Below are 17,741 nucleotides of genomic sequence, written 5' to 3'. Positions count from 1 at the left end.
CCTTGCCCAAGGCAAGGATTTTTCTCCCGGCCACGGGGCTGGACGGTTGCGGCCCGCCGTCGTCCGTTTTTTCGGACAATGCGATATTCCGGACTGGATTTTTTATTACGAGACGTCTAAGATGAAATCTTGCTTTTGTTCCTTCTTGGACGCAGTCCGTCACGTCCACTTTTTCAGACGTACACCTCGCCCTTTCCCCCTTTCACCTGAAATCGCCTGCGTCTTTTTTTCCAAACTGATGCACTGGGCGACACGTTATGTCTTCGGCACGCTTTTTGGTAGGGCCAGGCAAACGAATATTTGGACCCGGCACTGGTCCCTCTCAATGCTACCCATTTCACGGAGGTTGTTTCATGGCTAAAAAAATGATGAGCGTCGACGGCAATACCGCCACTTCCTACGTAGCCTACGCCATGAGCGAGGTTGCGGCCATTTACCCCATCACCCCGTCCTCGACCATGGGCGAGGTCTGTGACGACTGGGCGGCCGTGGGCCGCAAGAATGCCTGGGGACAGGTGCTCTCCATCCGGGAAATGCAATCCGAGGCCGGCGCCGCCGGCGCGGTACACGGCTCTCTGGCCGCCGGCGCGTTGACCACGACGTTCACCGCTTCCCAGGGCCTGTTGTTGATGATCCCGAACATGTTCAAGATTTCCGGCGAGCTGCTGCCAGGCGTGTTCCACGTCTCGGCCCGGGCCGTTGCCGCCCACGCCCTGTCCATTTTCGGCGACCACCAGGATATCTACTCCACCCGACAGACCGGTTTCGCCATGCTGGCCTCCAATTCCGTTCAGGAAACCCACGACATGGCCCTGATCGCACATTTGTGCGCCATTGAATCCTCGGTCCCGTTCATGCATTTTTTTGATGGTTTCCGGACCTCTCATGAAATCCAGAAGATCGAAGTGGAAAATTATGAGGACATGCGCGCGCTGATCAATATGGAAGCCTTGGCCAAGTACCGCACCCGGGCCATGAATCCGGAGCATCCCCACATTCGCGGCACGGCTCAGAATCCCGACATCTACTTTCAGGGCCGGGAAGCCTCCAACCCCTTCTACCAAAAGGTGCCGTCAATTGTTGCCGCATACATGGAAAAAGTCGGCAAGCTGACCGGTCGCAACTATAAGCTCTTCGACTATGTGGGCGCACCGGATGCTGACCGGGTGATCATCGCCATGGGCAGCGGTTGCGAAACCATTGAGGAAGTCATCAACCACCTCCTGGCCAAAGGTGAAAAAGTCGGCCTGATCAAGGTTCGCCTGTATCGCCCCTTTGCCCCGGACGCCCTGTTCGACGTCCTTCCGGCCACGGTCAAGACCGTGACCGTCCTGGACCGGACCAAGGAGCCCGGCGCCCTGGGCGATCCGCTGTACCTGGATGTCTGCACCGCGGCCCTGGAGCGCGGCCTGACCGGTGTGAAGTTCCTGGGCGGCCGCTACGGCCTTGGCTCCAAGGAGTTCAGCCCCGGAATGGCCGCGGCGGTTTACCAGAACATGGCCCAAGCCCAACCCAAAAACCATTTTGTCGTAGGTATTGAAGACGACGTCACCAACAGCTCCCTGCCGCTGGATCCGTCCTTCCCGGACGTCACCCCGGTCGGCACCATCCAGTGCAAGTTCTGGGGGTTGGGCGCGGATGGTACGGTTGGAGCGAACAAGCAGGCCATCAAGATCATCGGTGATGCCACGGATATGTTCGTGCAGGCCTACTTCGCCTACGACTCCAAGAAGTCCGGCGGAATCACCATTTCCCACCTGCGTTTCGGCAAATCCCCCATTCAGTCCACCTATTTGATCACCCAGGCCGACTACGTGGCATGCCACAATTCAGCCTATGTCACCCAGTACGATCTGCTGGAAGGCGCCAAGCCCGGCGGAACCTTCGTGCTCAACGCCCCCTGGTCTCAGAACGAACTGGAGACCCATCTCCCGGATTCCCTGAAGCGGGATATCGCCACCAAGAAGATGAAATTCTATACCATCGATGCGGTGAAGATCGCCCAGGAGGTCGGGCTCGGCGGTCGGATCAACATGATCATGCAGACCGTCTTCTTCAAGCTCGCCAACGTGGTGCCCTTCGAGCAGGCCGTGGCCATGCTCAAGGACTCCATCAAAAAGGCCTACGGCGCCAAGGGCGACAAGATCGTGAACATGAACACCGCCGCCGTGGACAAAGCCACCGAGGCCCTGCACTCGGTTGACTACCCCGCCTCCTGGGCCGATCTCTCCGGAAAGGCCGCAACCCCTGGTCAGGTGCCGGAGTTCGTTTCCAAGGTGATGCGTCCCATGTTGGCTCAGCAGGGCGACAAGCTGCCCGTGTCCTGCTTCACCCCGGACGGGATTTTCCCCACCGGCACGTCCCAGTATGAGAAACGCGGCGTAGCGATCATGGTTCCGGAATGGATTGCCGAGAACTGCATCCAGTGCAACCAGTGCGCCTTCGTTTGCCCGCACTCCGCCCTGCTGCCGGTCCTGGCCATGGACGACGAGCTGGCCGGAGCCCCTGCCTCCTTCGACGTGGTCGAGGCCAAGGGCAAGGAACTCAAGGGCATGAAGTACCGCGTCCAGGTGGACACCCTGGACTGCATGGGCTGCGGCAACTGCGCGGACATCTGCCCGTCCAAGGAAAAGGCCCTGGTCATGAAACCCCTGGCCACCCAGACCCCGGCCCAGGTCCCCAACTACGACTTCGCCGTCACGGTACCCTTCAAGGACACCGTCATGAGCCGGACCTCGGTCAAGGGCAGCCAGTTCCAGAAGTCCCTGATGGAATTCTCCGGAGCCTGCTCGGGCTGCGGCGAAACCCCCTACGTCAAGGTCATGACCCAGCTCTTCGGCGAGCGGATGGTCATTGCCAACGCCACGGGTTGCTCCTCCATCTGGGGCGCCTCGGCTCCCTCTACGCCGTACACCGTGAACAAGGACGGCCACGGCCCGGTCTGGGGCAACTCCCTGTTCGAGGACTGCGCGGAATTCGGTTTCGGCATCGGCCTGGGCATCCGCCACCGCCGGGACCGTCTGGCCCAGTTGATGGAAGCCTCCCTGAATAACGGCGTTGACGGCGAACTGGCTTCGGCCATGCGTTCCTGGCTGGCCGGCAAGGACGATCCCGCCGCCTCCCGGGCCGCCGGCGACAAGCTCAAGGCTCTGCTGGTCGACAACTCTGATCCGAAACTGGCTGAAATCAAGGCCTGCGCCGACCTGTTCACCAAGAAGTCCGTCTGGTCCTTCGGCGGCGACGGCTGGGCCTACGACATCGGCTTCGGCGGCCTGGACCACGTCTTGGCCTCGGGCGAGGACATCAACATCCTGGTCATGGACACCGAAGTCTACTCCAACACCGGCGGCCAGTCCTCCAAGGCCACGCCCACCGGGGCCATCGCCAAGTTCGCCGCGGCCGGCAAGCAGATCCGCAAGAAGGACCTGGCCCGGATGCTGATGACCTACGGCTACGTCTACGTCGCCGCCGTGGGCATGGGCGCGAACAAGAACCAGTTCCTCAAGGCCCTGACCGAGGCCGAGAGCTACAAGGGACCGTCGATCATCATCGCTTACGCCCCCTGCATCAACCAAGGGCTGAAGAAGGGCATGGGCAAGACCCAGGAGCAGACACAGAAGGCCGTGGAATCCGGCTACTGGCCCCTGTTCCGCTACGACCCCCGTCGGGCCCTGCGCGGCGAAAACCCGCTGGTCATCGACTCCAAGGCCCCGGACGGCACCATCCAGGACTTCCTGCTGACCGAAAACCGCTTCGCGGCCCTGGCCAAGTCCAACCCCGAAGACGCCAAGAAGCTGCGCGAGGCCGTGGACCACGAGGTCAACGAGCGTTGGCGGATCCTGAACCTGATGGCCGAGGCCAACCCCTACAGCGAAACCGATGTCGCCCCGCTGCCGGCCTGCGTGCTCACGGACACCGCGGAACACACCACCCCGGACACGAACATCGAACCCTGCGACTCCGGGCGGGGAGAGTAACACCCGTCAAACAATCGCCTCACTGAGCCTTAGAGGCGCTTCTTCAACAAACAAGAACGCCGGGTCCATTTTTTATGGACCCGGCGTTCTTGTTGTCCTCAGTCTTCTGGCTGCATGTTCCGCCCGATTCGAGTCGGCCTTTCCGTTTTTTCAGACACATCCTCTTTTTCGGACATTCTCGCATCCGATTGCGAATCATGCCGGGCGACTTGTCCGAAGCAGTGCTTTCGAGTAACAACGCTGATCAGGAGTAAATCCGACGAGGGAACTCAGAATACGATAGGGGCACGGCATACGGGGCCAACGAGGTCTCCTGCCTCATGTCGGGACAAGGCGTCTTTTTTTCCGGACTCGAACTCGGCCCGCGAAGGAACATATTATTCGCGAACCATCTGGTTTTACTCGTTCTTCCGTCGCCATCCAGCGACACAATTCAGGCACGTTTTTTGATAAGAGGACTGCGAACATGTCGCGGTTTTCTTCGGCCGAGGCTGGTCCCGCCCCGATCCGTCACCATGTTCGGGCGAAGAGATGGGCTGAAGGCCGATGTATATGGTGGAAGGCTTGCAGCCCTGGTTGTTGGATTAACTTATTTCAAGGAGGAGTTGAAACATGTCCATTGGAGTCCTGGCACTTATCGCCGCATTACCCATTGCCCTGGCCCTGGTGCTGATGGTCGGCTTTCGCTGGCCGGCCACCAAGGCCATGCCGCTGGCTTGGTTGGTCACCGCCGTGGCCGGCGTCGCCGTCTGGAGCCTTCCGGTCGGCTACGTCGCCGCACTGTCCATTCAAGGCGTGATCACGGCCATCGGCATTTTGATCATTGTTTTCGGTGCAATTTTAATTCTGCATACCCTGCGCGATTCCGGCGGCATGGAAACCATCCAGTGCGGAATGCAGAGCATTTCTCCGGACATGCGCGTACAGGCCATCATCATCGGCTACCTGTTCGCGGCCTTTATTGAAGGCGCGGCGGGCTTCGGCACCCCCGCGGCCCTGGCCGCACCGCTGCTCCTGGCCCTGGGCTTCCCGCCCCTGGCCGCGGCGGTCATCTGCCTGGTCTTCAACTCCTTCCCCGTCACCTTCGGCGCGGTGGGCACGCCGGTAATCATCGGCCTGACCTTCCTGCGCGACCTGGTGGGCGACGCCGTGGCCAGCGGGGCCGTGGGCGTGAACTTCACCAGCTATGAGTCCTTCGGCATGCTCATCGGCCAGTGGGCCACCCTGATGCACCTGCCGATGATCTTCATCCTGCCCATCTTCATGCTCGGCTTCATCTCCCGCTTCTTCGGCCCGAACCGCTCCTGGTCCGAAGGCTTCGGCGCCTGGAAATTCTGCGTCTTCGCCGCTGTGGCCTTCACCGTCCCCTACCTGATCTTCGCCTGGTTCCTGGGTCCGGAATTCCCATCCCTGATCGGCGGTCTGGTCGGCCTGGGCGTGGTGGTCTGGGGCGCCAAGCGCGGCATCGCCGTGCCCAAGGACACCTGGACCTTCGGTTCCCAGAAGAACTGGGATCCGGAATGGACCGGCACGGTCAGCACCGCTGCCGAAGGCTGCAAGTTCGAAGCCCGGATGAGCCAGTTCAAGGCCTGGATGCCCTACGTGCTCATCGGCATCATCCTGGTGCTCACCCGGATCAACGAGCTGGGACTCAAGGCCTGGCTCTCCTCCAAAAGCATCGCCTGGACCGGCATCCTGGGCTATGAATCCGTCAGCGGTTCCATCGCCTACCTCTACCTGCCCGGCACCATTCCGTTCATGCTCGTGGCCATCCTGACCATCTTCATCCACGGCATGCCCGGCGACAAGGTCAAGACCGCCTGGGTGGATTCCATCAAGAAGATGAAAAACCCGGCCATCGCCCTGTTCTTCGCCGTGGGTCTGGTCTCCATCTTCCGCGGGTCCGGCATCGGCGATCTGGCCCTGAACCCCAACGCCTACCCCTCCATGCCTCTGGCCATGGCCAGTGCATTGTCTGAATTGGTGGGCCAAGGCTGGCCGATGTTCGCCTCCTTCGTCGGCGGCCTGGGAGCCTTCATCACCGGTTCGAACACGGTGTCCAACCTGCTCTTTGCCGAGTTCCAGTGGGGCATGGCCACTCAGCTTGATCTGCCCCGCCAGATCATCGTCGCGGCCCAGGCCGTGGGCGGCGGCATGGGCAACATGGTCTGCATCCACAACATCGTGGCCGTGTGCGCCGTGGTCGGCCTGTCCGGACAGGAAGGCGCAATCCTGCGCAAAACCTTCTGGCCCTTCCTGCTCTACGGAGTGGTCGTTGGCTTGATGGTCATCCTGCTGCTGAACATCCTGCCGGCCAACCTCTTCTAAACCTGCATCCCTCCCCGGGCGGACCAACGTCCGCCCGGGGAACCTCCGCCAGATTGGCTCAAGGCTCGTTTCAAGGCTTGATGGGCACGGCTCATGCCCCAAAACTTTTCGTGAGCAGTGACCATTGAAACTTGAACCCCACGCAAAGGAGATTTGCAATGATCAGAGATGCGTTAAAGAATGAATTCCAGCGGATCGTCGGCAAGGACAACGTGATGACCGAGCCTGCCGAATTGCACGCCTATTCCTACGATTCCGCGGTCCTGGATCAGACCCAACCGGCCATCGTGGTCCGCCCGGAGAATTCCGAAAGCCTGGGTCAGGTGGTCAGGCTGTGCAACGAGAACGGCCTGAAGCTGACTGTGCGCGGAGCCGGGACCAACCTGTCCGGCGGAACCATCCCCCACCCCGGCGGCGTGGTCTGCCTGACCACTGCGCTGGATAAAGTCCTGGAGATCAACGAGGAAGATCTCTACGCCGTGGTCCAGCCCGGCGTGGTCACGGCCAAGTTCGCGGCCCAGGTGGCCGCCAAGGGCCTGCTTTACCCGCCGGACCCCGGCTCCCAGGCCGTCTCCACCCTGGGCGGCAACGTGGCCGAGAACGCCGGGGGCCTGCGCGCCCTGAAGTACGGCGTGACCAAGGACTATGTCATGGGCGTGGACTTTTTCGACGTCAACGGCGAGCTGATTCGCTCCGGGGGAAAGACCGTGAAATGCGTCACCGGTTATAATCTGGCCGGACTGATGATTGCATCGGAAGGCACTCTGGGCGTATTCGAAAAGCTGACTCTGAAGCTGGTTCCGCCGCCTGCCGCCTACAAGGCCATGATGGCCGTATTCCCGGACGTGATGGACGCGTCCCGGGCCGTGGCCGCAATTATTGCCAACAAGATCGTTCCGGCCACCCTGGAATTCATGGACAACTTCACCATCCGCACCGTGGAGAACTTCCGCAAGGCCGGCCTGCCCGTGGATGCCGCGGCCATGCTGCTCATCGAGGTGGACGGCCACCCGGCCCAGGTGGAGGACGACGCGGCCAAGGTGGAATCCATCTGCAAGGACAACAAGGCCATCAGCGTCCGCGTGGCCAAGGATGACGCCGAGCGTAACGCGGTCTGGCAAGCCCGCCGCGACGCTCTTCCGGCTCTGGCCCGGGTCAAACCGACCACGGTCCTAGAAGACGCCACCGTACCCCGCTCCAAAATTCCAGCCATGATGCAGGCCCTGGACAAGATAGCCAAGAAGTACGACCTGACCATCGGCACCTTCGGCCACGCCGGGGACGGCAACCTGCACCCGACCATCCTCACGGACAAGCGCGACCAGAAGGAATGGCACAGAGTTGAAGCGGCCATCGACGCCATCTTCGAGGAAGCCCTGGCCCTGGGCGGCACCTTGTCCGGCGAGCACGGCATCGGTCTGGCCAAATCCAAATACCTGAAAAACGAATACGGCGTAGGGGCCATCAACTACTCCCGCAGGATGAAGAGCGTGCTCGACCCCAACAACATCCTCAACCCGGGCAAAATCCTCGGCCCCTTGCTCGCCTAATCGGAGGACATTATGGCCGACATTAAAAAACTCGTATCCATGCTTAAGGAGCTGGACGACCTGCTCACCGGCTGCATGCGCTGCGGCATGTGCCAGGCCCAGTGCCCGGTCTTCGCCCAGACCGGCCGGGAAACCGACGTCACCCGCGGCAAATTGGCTTTGCTCTCCGGTTTGTCCGAGGAAATCCTCAAGGACCCGGAAGAGGTCAATGAAAAGCTCCAGCGCTGCCTGCTCTGCGGCACCTGCGAGGCCAACTGTCCCTCCGGGGTCAAGGTCACGGACATCTTTCTGCGCGCCCGGGCGATTCTCACCGGCTACCTGGGCTTGCCGCCCACTCAGCGCCTGATCTTCCGTCGGTTGCTGACCAACCCGAAACTGATGAACAACCTGCTCTCCCTGGGGTCGTCCTTGCAGGGCCTGTTCACCAAGGATGCGGACAGCGTCATCGGAACGTCCTGCGCCCGGTTCAACGCCCCGTTGATCGCGGACCGGCATTTCAAGAAGCTGGCTTCGAAGTCACTCCATTCCCAGACTCCCCACAAGGACACCCCTCCGGGAAAGTCCGGTCTGCGTGTGGCCTTTTTTCCAGGCTGCGTCACGGACAAGGTTTTTCCCCAGGTGGGCCAGGCCGTGCTGAAGGTCATGGAGCACCATCAGGTCGGGGTGTTCATGCCGCCCAATCAGGCCTGTTGCGGCATCCCGGCCCTGTCCAGCGGCGAAACCGAGGTCTTCGACAACCTGGTCCGCCAGAACCTGGACCTGTTCGCCAAAGGTAAATGGGACTACCTGATCACCCCCTGCGCCACCTGCACGGCCACCATTCATGAGCTTTGGCCCAAATACTACGGGGACAAGATGGACGCGGTCCGGGTCAAGGACCTCGCAGACAAGGTCATGGACGTCAGCCAGTTTCTTACCGACGTCCTGAAGGTCGCTCCGAAAGAAGCCGTAACCCCGACCAAGGTGGCCTACCACGATCCCTGTCACCTGCGGAACACGTTGAAGATCACGGCCCAACCGCGCCAAATCCTGGCCGCCGGAGGCAAATACGCCGCTGCAGAGCTGCCCGGAGGCCCCTCCTGCTGCGGGTCCGGCGGCAGCTTCAACATCAAGCACTACAAGCTGTCCGACGTCATCGGGCGCAAAAAGGCCGAAAGCATCGCCGCCACCGGCGCCAAGATCGCGGCCACCAGTTGCCCGGCCTGCATGCTCCAGATTTCGGACATGCTGTCCAAGTCCGGACATTCGATTCCCGTAAAGCACGTGGTGGAATTGTACGCGGAAACGTTGTAACGGGTAAGGGCGAATTTGTTCTCATTTCCTAGTGGGTATTCGGATCGGTATCGAAATCGAAATCGTGATCGAAATCGATTTCTGATACATTTCCGATTTCGATAGCGATTGCGATTTCGATTTCGATGAGAGAACAGATTCGCCCCTGCACCACCTCAAACCAAAGGACCCTCGCCCATGGCCAAGAACCTCTACGTCATCAACACGGAATCCCGCAGCGGCAAATCGGCCATTTGTCTCGGCCTGATGCAGATGCTCATGCGCCATATCCGGCGGGTGGGATTTTTTCGACCGATCATCAGCGCCCAGGGCAACGGCAAGCGGGATCACGACACCAACCTGATCCTGACCCAGTTCCACCTCAACGAAACCTACCAGGACGCCTACGCCTACACCCTGGAACAGGCCCGGGACCTGATCAATCAAGGCGAACACGCCCTGCTGATGGAGAACATCCTGGCCAAGTACAAGGCCCTGGAAACCCGGTACGACTTCATTCTCTGCGAGGGCTCGGACTTTATCGGCGGAGATTCGGCCTTTGAGTTCGACATCAACGCGGAAATCGCCGCCAACCTCGGCTCGCCGGTGATCCTGGTGGCCAACGGCCAGAACAAGACCCCGAAACAAATCGTGGCCCAGACCCAGATCGCCATCGACACCTTTTCCGAAAAAGGCCTGGACGTCCTGGCCACCATCGTCAATCGGGCCGAGAGCCTGGACAAGGACGAAATCATCGGAGGCCTGCGCTGCAAGTACCGGGTGCACGAGGAATGCCTGACCTACGCCATCCCCGAGGTGTCTTCCCTGGGCAAACCGACCATCAACGACATCCGCAAATGGCTGGACGCCGAGGTGATCGCCGGCGGAGACCTGCTGGACGTCCAGGTGGACGACTACGTGGTGGCCGCCATGCAGGTGAACAATTTTCTGCAGTACGTTTCCAAGAATTCCATGGTCATTACCCCTGGAGACCGGTCGGACATCCTCCTGGGCTGTATCGCCACCCGGCAATCCCAGACCTATCCCGAGGTCGCGGGGATCGTGCTCACCGGCGGGATCAAGCCTCCGGAATCCGTGATGAAGCTTTTGGACGGCTGGACCGGCGTGCCCATGCCCATTCTCTCGGCCAAGGGGCACACCTACAAGACCACCAGAACCTTGATGGAAATGTACGGACGAATCGAGCCGGAGGACCAGAAGAAGATCGCCACGGCCCTGGGATCTTTTGAGGAGCACGTGGACACCGCGGAACTTTTTCAGCGCCTGGAGACGAAAAAATCCACCAAGGTCACCCCGGTGATGTTCGAGTACAGCCTGATCGAAAAAGCCAAGGCCGAACGCCGGCACATCGTGCTCCCCGAAGGCGCGTCCACCCGCATTCTCCAGGCCGCGGACATCCTGCTGCGCCGCGGCATCGCGGACCTGACCATCCTCGGACAGCCGGACGCCATTCGGGCCAAGGCCGCTCAGATGGGGCTGTCCCTGGACAAGGCCACGTTCATCGACCCGGCCGCCTCGGACTACTTCGAGGACTACTGGAAGACCTACTACGATTTGCGCAAAAGCAAGGGCATGACCGAGGAAGTAGCCCACGACACCATGGCCGAGGCCACCTATTTCGGGACCATGATGGTTCAAAAAGGGCATGCCGACGGGATGGTCTCCGGCTCCATCACCACCACCCAGCAGACCATCCGTCCGGCCTTGCAGTTCATCAAGACCAGGCCGGGCATCTCCCTGGTCTCCTCGGTCTTTTTCATGTGCATGTCCGACCGGGTCCTGGTCTTCGGCGACTGCGCCGTGAACCCCAACCCCACGGCCCGACAGTTGGCGGAAATCGCCGTGGCTTCCGCGGACACCGCCGTTCAGTTCGGCGTTGACCCCAGGATTGCCATGCTTTCCTACTCCACCGGCGAATCCGGTTCGGGCCAGGAAGTCGAAAAGGTCCGGGAAGCTACAACCATCGCCAAAGAGATGGCTCCGGAACTGCTCATCGAAGGACCGATCCAGTACGACGCGGCCTACGACCCGGACGTGGCCATGACCAAAATGCCCGATTCCCAGGTGGCCGGAAGGGCCACGGTGTTCATCTTTCCGGACCTGAACACCGGCAACAACACCTACAAGGCCGTGCAGCGGGCCGCCAACGCCATCGCCATCGGCCCGGTGCTCCAGGGTCTGAACAAACCGGTCAACGACCTCTCCCGCGGCTGCACCGTGCCGGACATCGTCAACACCGTGGCCATCACCGCCATCCAGGCCCAGCACACTGAAAATATTAAATAAAAATTTAACAATAACACCACGTCAACTATATCTGAAGGGAAGATTCATGAAGATCCTCATCCTCAACTCCGGCAGTTCCTCCGTCAAATATCAACTTCTGGACATGGCCGGACAAATCGTTCTGGCCTCGGGACTGGTGGAACGCATCGGCGAGGCCACCAGCAAGGTCAAGCATGTCCGCCGCCCGGGCACGGACCAGGAACAGGCCTTTAACGAGGCCATGTCCATTCCGGATCATGCCACGGGTCTGGCCAAGGTGGTGGAACTGATCACCGGGCAAAGCACTGGAGTGATCGCCGCGGTTTCCGAAATCCAAGGCATCGGCCACCGGATCGTCCACGGCGGCGAGGCCTTCAGCGCCCCGACCCTGGTGGACGAGGCCGTGATCGAGGGCATCAAGGCCCAGATTCCTCTGGCCCCCTTGCATAACCCCGGAGGGCTGGCCGGCATCGAGACCGCGCTGCGGCTGATGCCCGGCGTGCCCAACGTGGCCGTGTTCGACACGGCCTTTCACCAGACCATGGCCCCGGAAGCCTACCGCTACGCCATTCCCAAGGAACTTTACACCGAACTGAAGATCCGCCGCTACGGCTTCCACGGCACGTCCCATTTCTACGTGGCCAAGCAGTGCGCAAAGATGTTGGGCAAGCCGCTTCAGGAAACCACCTGCGTGACCGTGCATCTGGGTAACGGCTGCTCCATGGCCGCGATCAAGAACGGCAAATGCATCGACACCAGCATGGGCCTGACCCCGTTGGCCGGACTGGTCATGGGCACGCGCTCCGGCGACGTGGACCCGGCCCTGCATGCCTTCCTGGCGGACAACAAGGGGCTGAGCATTCGCGAGATCGACACGCTGCTGAACAAGGACAGCGGCCTCAAGGGGATGTGCGGAAGCAACGACATGCGCGACATCCACGATCTTATCTCCCAGGGCGATGCCGACGCCCAACTGGCCCTGCGGGTCTTCTGCCGCCGGGTGACCCAATACATCGGACAGTATCTGGCCTTGCTGGACGGGGCCGACGCCATCTGCTTCACGGCAGGAATCGGTGAAAACGATTCCGCAGTCCGCCGTCTGTCCTGCGCGACTCTTGGCGGGCTGGGCGCGGTGCTGGACACTCATCGTAACGCCGAGACCCCCCGGGGGCAGGCAGCGGAAATCAGCACCGCCAACAGCCTGATCAAAATCTTCATCATTCCCACCAACGAAGAGTTGGAAATCGCCACCCAGACCATGGAAGTCCTGGGAAATAAGGAGGCTGAGCGTGAGTCAGGAACACATTGAACTCTTTACCAAAAAAGCCGAAGCCGTTTCCGCTGTCGTGAAGCGGATCGGCAAACTGGACGAGGCCTACGCCTACGCCGTGGACGTCTGTCTGAACAAGGACGCCTGTCAACTGCTGCTCTCCGGCTGCGAAAACGCCATTTCCGACGAAGCCTCGGACCTGTGCGTGGCCAAGGCGGCGGACAAGGTCATGGCCGCGCCCAAGCTGACCGACGACCAGTACGCGGAACTGGCCAAGGCAGCGGAAAAGGCCGGAGTGAAGCTCATCGCCGACGGCCTGCGCGGCCATCTGGCCGGGATCGACATCGGATTCGCCGTGGCCGACCTGGGGCTGGCCGAAACCGGTTCCCTGGTGCTGGACTCCTCTTCCGAGGATCTGCGGTTGTCCACCATGATCAGCGAGATCAACGTGGTGGTCCTGCCCCTGTCCAAGCTGCGGGCCACCAGCTACGAGGCCGAGGCCGAGCTGCTGCCCATGATGCAAAAGGCCCCCAACTACCTGGCCTTCATCACCGGGGCCAGCCGGACCGCGGACATTGAACGGGTGCTGGCCATCGGGGTCCACGGACCATTGGAACTGCACATCCTGCTCTGGGAGGACGCGTAATGCAAACAGCCGTCAAAATAGAAGAATATCTCCAGGAAGTCGAAGAATCCCTGGGCAACGAGTTTCAGCGCAAGGCCCTGGACACCTTTGCCGTGGCCTATCGTACCGGTCGGGCCAACGCCTTTACAGGAATGGACGTCAAGGGCCTGATTGAGGAAATCGCCCAGGCCAAGGACGACGGCATCCGGCGCATGGACGAGCTGTACCGGCAGTTCAAGCAAAAGGCCGAATCCATGGGCGTCCACGTCCATCTGGCCGAGACAGCGGAAGAGGCCAACCGGATCATCGCCCGCATCGCCAAGGACAACGACTGTAAAAAGGTGATCAAGGCCAAGTCCATGACCGCGGAGGAAACCCACCTCAACAACCACCTGGAAGCCGAGGGTCTGAAGGTCGTGGAATCGGACCTGGGCGAGTGGATCATCCAAATGCGCGGCGAAGGCCCGTCGCACATGGTCATGCCGGCCATCCATCTCTCCCGCTACCAGGTGGCCGACCTCTTCGCCGGGGTGACCAAAAAGGAGCAGGACCCGGACATCCAGAAGCTGGTCAAGGTGGCCCGTCGGGAGCTGCGCAAGGAATACGTGGAAGCGGACATGGGCATCTCCGGAAGCAACTTCGCCGTGGTGGAAACCGGGACCATCGGCCTGGTGACCAACGAGGGCAACGCCCGCCTGGCCACTACCCTTCCCCGGGTCCATGTGGCTCTGGTGGGTCTGGAAAAGCTGACCCCCACCCTGCACGACGCCTTGCGCATCCTCCGCGCCCTGCCTCGCAACGCCACCGGCCAGCAGATCACCTCCTACGTGACCTGGATCACCGGTCCCAACGAGTGCAAGAGTGCGCCGGACAACAAGAAGGTCATGCACGTGGTCTTCCTGGACAACGGCCGCAAAAAGCTGGCCAAGGACAAGGATTTCGCCCAGATCCTGCGCTGCATTCGCTGCGGGGCCTGCGCCAACGTCTGTCCGGTCTATCGTCTGGTGGGCGGCCATAAGTACGGCCATGTCTACATCGGGGCCATCGGCCTGATCATGACCTACTTCTTTCACGGCAAGGACAAGGCCAAGTTCCTGGTTCAGAACTGCGTGAACTGCGGAGCCTGCAAGGAGGTCTGCGCAGCGGGCATCGACCTGCCCCGGCTGATCAAGGAAATCCATGCCATGATCCAGGACGAGGACGGGCATCCGGCCCAGTCCAAGCTGATGGGCATGGTGCTCAAAAACCGCACCCTGTTCCACACCCTGCTCAAAAACATGCGCTGGGCCCAGAAGCCCTTTGCCGAGCGCGACGGCCAGTACATCCGTCACCTGCCCACCGTGTTCATGAAGGAAAAGGACCAGGATTTCCGCAAACTGCCGACCATCGCGGACAAGGCCTTTCGCGACGAATGGAAGTCCATCAAGCCCAAGGTGGTCAACCCCACGCTGCGGGTAGCCCTGTTCTCGGGCTGCGTTCAGGACTTCGTCTATCCCGAACAAATGAAGGCCGCGGTGAAAATCATCGCCTCCACCGGAACCGTGGAGCTGGATTATCCCATGCAGCAGTCCTGCTGCGGCCTGCCGGTGAACATGATGGGCGAAAAGCAGGCGGCCGTCGAGGTGGCCCGGCAGAACGTGCAGGCATTCGATCCGAGCCGGTACGACTACATCATGACCATGTGCGCCTCCTGCGCCTCGCATCTCAAGCACGGCTATCCCAAGCTGCTGGAGAACGAGACCGCTTTGGCCTCCAAGGTGGCCCAATTCGCGGACAAGATCATTGATTTCAGCTCCCTTATCCACGATGTCCTGCAAATCTCGTCCATGAAGTTCAACCATTCCGGCAAACGCATCGGCTACCACGCCCCCTGTCACCTGTGCCGGGGCCTGGAAGTCCGCGAAGCGCCGAGGGAGGCCATCAACATGGCCCACGACTACGTGCCGACCTCCGAAGAGGAAGTCTGCTGCGGCTTCGGCGGTTCCTACTCCATGAAGTTCCCGGCCATCTCCAAGACCCTGCTGGCCAAGAAGATGGCCAACCTGGAAGCCGGAGACATCTCCGCCGTGGCCACGGACTGCCCGGGCTGCGTTATGCACATCCGCGGCGGCATGAAGGCCGCGGGCAAGGACATCGAAGTCAAACACGTGGCCGAACTGCTGGCCGAACGGTTGCGCTAGACCGCCCCTCCAACGGCCGGGAGCAATCCCGGCCGTTTTTTTGTCCCCCCACAATGGCAAAAATCGGCACGAAACTTGGCACTTTTCCTACGCGCCAAGCCGTGATATGTTTCTCGTTCACTTCGCGAGTCGAGATGAACGTACCAATCGCCACAATAGTGAAACACCACGACATATTGCATGTAGGCCTCGGGCGTGGCCCGAAATGGATCGAAAAGGAGTGAAGAGAATGACCCTGCGTGAGCTTGTTTCCAGGACCCGCAGTTTCCGGCGTTTTTATGAAAACCACCCGCTCACGCTGGCAACCCTGGAGGATTTGGTGGACACGGCGAGGCTGACGGCCTCCGCGGCCAATCTGCAACCCTTGCGGTACATGATCAGCGTCGATGCCCACGTCAACGCCCAAATTTTCCCTCACTTGGCCTGGGCCGCCTATCTCAAGGACTGGAACGGGCCGGAGGAGGGAGAGCGCCCCACGGGTTACATCATCGTCCTTGGAGATCAGCGCTACGCAAAAACCTCGGCCTGGGATCTGGGCATCGCGGCCCAGACCATCCTCCTGGGTTCCACGGAATTGGGCTTAGGCGGATGTATGATCGGCTCCCTCAAAAAGGACGCTCTGGCCGCGACCCTGGAGACGCCCGAGGGCTTTGAAATCCTGATGGTCATCGCCCTGGGTCGGCCCAAGGAAAAGATCGTGCTGGAACGTCTCGGCGAGGCCGGCGACATAAAGTATTGGCGAGACGAAAAAGGCGTCCACCACGTTCCCAAGCGCGACCTGGACTCCATCCTGCTGCGCCGCTTCGGCGATCACTGAACCTTTTCGCACACCTGACCGGAGACGTTTTGACCACCTCCATCACATCCACCTCGGCCGACGTGATCATCATCGGCGGCGGACCGGCCGGTCTGTTCGCCGCGTACCATCTGGCCGAGAACACGGACCTGAAGATCATGCTTGTGGACAAGGGCCGATCCCCCTTGCGCCGATCCTGCCCCATCGGCCAAAAGCAAAGTCCGACCTGCCATCATTGCAAGCCCTGCAACATTCTCTCCGGAATCGGCGGGGCCGGTCTGTTTTCCGACGGTAAGCTGAATTTCATCCACATCCTCGGCAAGACGGACCTGACCCAGTTCCTCTCTCCGGACCAAGCCAGGGAACTGATCCGGGAAACCGAAACGGTCTTCACCCAATTCGGCATGGACGGCCCGGTCTACCCCACGGATATGGAAAAAGCACGGGAGATCCGCAAACAAGCCAAAAAAGCCGGAATCGACCTGCTCCTGATCCGCCAGAAGCACCTGGGCAGCGACAAACTGCCCGACCACATCGCGGCCATGGCCGAGCACATCCAGCGCAAGGGCGTAATCATCCGCACCAACGAGGATGTTCGGGAAATCCTGGTGGACCAGGGCCGCGTCGGCGGAGTGGTCACCGAAAAGGCAACCTTGCGGTGTCGGCACGTGGTTCTGGCCCCCGGCCGGGTCGGAGCTGATTGGGCCGGACGAATCGCCCAGGCCCACGGCATCAACCTGACCCAACGCGGCATTGAGGTCGGCGTGCGCGTGGAGGTGCACAACGACATCCTCTACGACCTGACCAGCGTGATCTACGATCCGACCTTCTTCATCCAGACCCGGAAATACGACGACCAAACCCGGACCTTCTGCACCAACCGCGGCGGATACGTTTCCTTGGAGAACTACCAGAACTTCGTCTGCGTCAACGGCCACGCCTACCTGGACAAGAAGTCCGAAAACAGCAACTTCGCCTTTCTCTCCAAAGTGGTGCTCACCGAACCGGTCACGGACAACCAGGCCTACGGCGAGTCCATCGGCAAGCTGGCCAGTCTGATCGGCGGCGGCAAGCCCATCCTGCAACGTTTCGGCGACCTCAAGCGCGGGCGGCGCAGCACCTGGAACCGGATATCCAAGGGGTTCATCCGCCCCACCCTCTCCAACGTCACCTGCGGCGACATCGCCATGGCCCTGCCCGAACGCATCCTGACCAACCTCGTGGAAGGGCTGGAAAAGCTCAACTGCGTCGTCCCTGGCGTGGCCAACGACGAAACCCTGCTCTACGCTCCGGAGATCAAATTTTTCGCCACCCAGATGGAGACCGACGCCGACCTGCGCACCTCCCTGCCCGGCATGTTCGTGGCTGGGGACGGCCCCGGCGTGGCCGGCAACATCGTCTCCGCCGCGGCCACCGGACTGCTGGCGGCCAAGGGGATCATCAAAGACCTGAATTGA

General features: G+C 61.0%; 10 protein-coding genes. All 10 read left to right on the top strand.

Annotated elements, in window-relative coordinates; all coding sequences use genetic code 11:
* Positions 1–353 precede the first annotated feature (353 nt).
* A complete protein-coding gene (gene nifJ, locus DESLA_RS0100915; RefSeq protein WP_028571026.1) occupies positions 354–3,977 on the top strand; it encodes a pyruvate:ferredoxin (flavodoxin) oxidoreductase in 3,624 nt (1,207 codons plus the stop codon).
* A gap of 612 nt (positions 3,978–4,589) precedes the next feature.
* A complete protein-coding gene (locus DESLA_RS0100910; RefSeq protein WP_028571025.1) occupies positions 4,590–6,305 on the top strand; it encodes an L-lactate permease in 1,716 nt (571 codons plus the stop codon).
* Between the two features lie 158 nt (positions 6,306–6,463).
* Entirely contained in the window at positions 6,464–7,855 is a 1,392-nt protein-coding gene (locus tag DESLA_RS0100905) for an FAD-binding oxidoreductase (RefSeq protein ID WP_028571024.1), read from the top strand.
* 12 nt (positions 7,856–7,867) lie between these two features.
* Positions 7,868–9,148, top strand: coding sequence for a (Fe-S)-binding protein (locus tag DESLA_RS0100900; RefSeq protein WP_028571023.1), 1,281 nt, complete (start codon positions 7,868–7,870; stop codon positions 9,146–9,148).
* 177 nt (positions 9,149–9,325) lie between these two features.
* Positions 9,326–11,434 (top strand): phosphate acetyltransferase, encoded by a 2,109-nt coding sequence (gene pta / locus DESLA_RS0100895; RefSeq protein WP_028571022.1) that lies wholly within the window; start codon positions 9,326–9,328, stop codon positions 11,432–11,434.
* A 46-nt stretch (positions 11,435–11,480) separates the two neighbouring features.
* Complete coding sequence (locus DESLA_RS0100890) at positions 11,481–12,722, top strand: acetate kinase (protein ID WP_028571021.1); 1,242 nt, start codon at positions 11,481–11,483, stop codon at positions 12,720–12,722.
* Positions 12,697–13,329 (top strand): LutC/YkgG family protein, encoded by a 633-nt coding sequence (locus DESLA_RS0100885; RefSeq protein WP_028571020.1) that lies wholly within the window; start codon positions 12,697–12,699, stop codon positions 13,327–13,329. The genes DESLA_RS0100890 and DESLA_RS0100885 overlap by 26 nt, the downstream gene beginning before the upstream one ends.
* Positions 13,329–15,488: an L-lactate dehydrogenase (quinone) large subunit LdhH gene (ldhH, locus tag DESLA_RS0100880; protein WP_028571019.1), complete on the top strand. Its 2,160-nt coding sequence runs from the start codon at positions 13,329–13,331 to the stop codon at positions 15,486–15,488. The genes DESLA_RS0100885 and ldhH overlap by 1 nt, the downstream gene beginning before the upstream one ends.
* Before the next feature lie 229 nt (positions 15,489–15,717).
* On the top strand, positions 15,718–16,305 hold the full coding sequence (locus DESLA_RS0100875) for a nitroreductase family protein (protein WP_028571018.1): 588 nt from the start codon (positions 15,718–15,720) through the stop codon (positions 16,303–16,305).
* A gap of 29 nt (positions 16,306–16,334) precedes the next feature.
* Positions 16,335–17,741, top strand: a complete 1,407-nt coding sequence (locus tag DESLA_RS0100870) for an NAD(P)/FAD-dependent oxidoreductase (RefSeq protein ID WP_028571017.1) — start codon at positions 16,335–16,337, stop codon at positions 17,739–17,741.

Source organism: Desulfonatronum lacustre DSM 10312 (genome assembly GCF_000519265.1).
Classification (GTDB): domain Bacteria; phylum Desulfobacterota; class Desulfovibrionia; order Desulfovibrionales; family Desulfonatronaceae; genus Desulfonatronum; species Desulfonatronum lacustre.
Note: the sequence above shows the minus strand (reverse complement) of the source record. Positions and strands in the feature narration are given on the sequence as shown.

Excerpts from the sequence above, each read along its gene's own strand:
- DESLA_RS0100875 (WP_028571018.1), top strand. The coding sequence starts at position 15,718 with ATGACCCTGCGTGAGCTTGTTTCCAGGACCCGCAGTTTCCGGCGTTTT.
- pta (WP_028571022.1), top strand. The coding sequence starts at position 9,326 with ATGGCCAAGAACCTCTACGTCATCAACACGGAATCCCGCAGCGGCAAA.
- DESLA_RS0100910 (WP_028571025.1), top strand. The coding sequence starts at position 4,590 with ATGTCCATTGGAGTCCTGGCACTTATCGCCGCATTACCCATTGCCCTG.
- nifJ (WP_028571026.1), top strand. The coding sequence starts at position 354 with ATGGCTAAAAAAATGATGAGCGTCGACGGCAATACCGCCACTTCCTAC.
- ldhH (WP_028571019.1), top strand. The coding sequence starts at position 13,329 with ATGCAAACAGCCGTCAAAATAGAAGAATATCTCCAGGAAGTCGAAGAA.
- DESLA_RS0100890 (WP_028571021.1), top strand. The coding sequence starts at position 11,481 with ATGAAGATCCTCATCCTCAACTCCGGCAGTTCCTCCGTCAAATATCAA.
- DESLA_RS0100900 (WP_028571023.1), top strand. The coding sequence starts at position 7,868 with ATGGCCGACATTAAAAAACTCGTATCCATGCTTAAGGAGCTGGACGAC.
- DESLA_RS0100905 (WP_028571024.1), top strand. The coding sequence starts at position 6,464 with ATGATCAGAGATGCGTTAAAGAATGAATTCCAGCGGATCGTCGGCAAG.